The 1,808-nt window shown below is 70.7% G+C and carries 1 protein-coding gene and 1 pseudogene; both read left to right on the top strand.

The window, feature by feature from the left end; translation table 11 throughout:
• Positions 1–345, top strand: a pseudogene (locus C0461_RS14295) (polysaccharide deacetylase); the annotation flags it as partial.
• Positions 342–1,280, top strand: coding sequence for a glycosyltransferase family 2 protein (locus C0461_RS14290; RefSeq protein ID WP_292107964.1), 939 nt, complete (start codon positions 342–344; stop codon positions 1,278–1,280). The pseudogene C0461_RS14295 and the gene C0461_RS14290, both read left to right, overlap by 4 nt.
• The last annotated feature ends 528 nt before the right edge of the window (positions 1,281–1,808 follow it).

Below are 1,808 nucleotides of genomic sequence, written 5' to 3'. Positions count from 1 at the left end.
CCCCGCCATTTCGCCTATCCCTACGGCGAGGTCTCGCCCCAGGCCAAGAAGGCGCTGAAGGGCCGCTACGGCTCCCTGCGCGCCGTCCACTCGGGCATCGTCAGGGATGGCTCGGACCTGAACCAGCTGCCCGCCGTGGGCATCGAAGGACCGGACGGCGAGGCCGAGGCCATGCGCTGGATCGACCGGGCGGTGGATCAGGCCGCCTGGGTCATCCTCTACACCCACGACGTGCGCGAGAATCCCTCGAAATACGGCTGCACGCCCGCCGCGCTGGCGCGCATCGTCGCCCACGCGCAGGCGCGCGGCGCCGCCATCAGGACCGTGGGCGAGGTGTTGGCATGATCACCAATGTCGCCGTCATCGTGCCGACCCTGCGCCGCCCCGACAGTCTCGAGCGGGCCCTGCGCTCCCTGTTTGCGCAAGTCCGGGTCGCCGACCGGGTGTGCGAGATCGTCATCGCCGACAACGACCCCGAGGGCTCCGCCCGCGACCGGGTCGAGGCCCTGCGCGCCCATAGCCCGTGGCCGCTGGTCTATGTCCACGTCCCCACGCCGGGCGTGGCCACCGCCCGCAACGCGGCCCTGCGCGCCACCGACGCCTCCCTGATCGCCTTTCTGGACGACGACGAGGCAGCGGCCCCCGACTGGCTGACGCGCATCCTCGCGGCCCACGAAGCGTCCGGCGCGGACGTGACCTTCAGCCCCATCCACGGCCGGGCCGAGGGCGCCCCCGTCTGGCTCAAGCCCTATCTGGAGCGGTTCTTCGGGCGCGAGGGGCCGGCCAAAAGCGGCCTGATCGATCAGGCCTACGGCTGCGGCGCCTCCCTGATGACCCGCGCGACCGCCCTGCCCGGCGCCGCGCCCTTCGATGTCTCGGCGGATCAGTCCGGCGGCGAGGACGACGCCCTGTTCGCGGCTCTGGCGGCGCGCGGCGGCCGCTTCGGCTGGGCCGCCGACGCCTGGGTCGAGGAGTTCGCCCCGCCCCACCGCGCCACCCTGCGCTACGCCCTGACCCGCGCCTTCGCCTATGGCCAGGGCCCGTCCCAGACCGCCGCGAAAGAGAAGAACTGGCCCGCCCTCGCCCGCTGGATGATCGTGGGGGCCGGTCAGGCCGCCGTCTTCGGCGTCGCCGCCCTGCTCATGACCCTGATCGGCCACTCCCGCCGCGCCTTCTGGATGGACCGCGCCGTCCGCGGTCTCGGCAAGCTCGCCTGGATGCCGGGCCTCGAGCCCCAGTTCTACGGCGCCAGCGAACTCAAGCGCCTCAACCGGGCTTAGATCCTTTTCCCGATGGGAGAAGGGGGCCCCGCGCACCGGAGCGCGCAAGCGCGGAGGTTCCTGCGCGGGGGATGAGGGTCGGAAGCCACTCCGCCCCCCTCCAACACCGTCATCGCCGGGCTTGTCCCGGCGATCCATACGCTCGGACAGATCAAGGCGCGCGCCGCACAGCCCGTGATCATGGATTCCCGGCACAAGGCCGGGAATGACGAGTTTGTGTAGGCAATGCCCGCCGATAATCCCGCATCTCCCGCCCCCAGTCCCTTGCCCCACACTGGATCAGCGCCCCTGAGGCCCCGATTTCGTCCCCCTGCCTTCCAGCCCCCCTACAATGCCTCCCCATCGGCCCCGTGCCGCGGCACCCAGGGGAGGCGCTTCATTGCACTCGAAATTCATCCCCCGCTGTTTTCGCTGAACAATTCCGGCGACGTGAGACTCCGTTGCACTGTTTTTTCGTCCCGGAGTCTCATTAAGCCCGCTCACCCCAGCGAAGGCTGGGGTCCAGATCACAGGGCGCTGTCGCTGGAA

The organism is Brevundimonas sp. (assembly GCF_013823285.1).
Classification (GTDB): Bacteria; Pseudomonadota; Alphaproteobacteria; order Caulobacterales; family Caulobacteraceae; genus Brevundimonas.
This window is presented reverse-complemented; position numbering and strand designations above follow the sequence as displayed.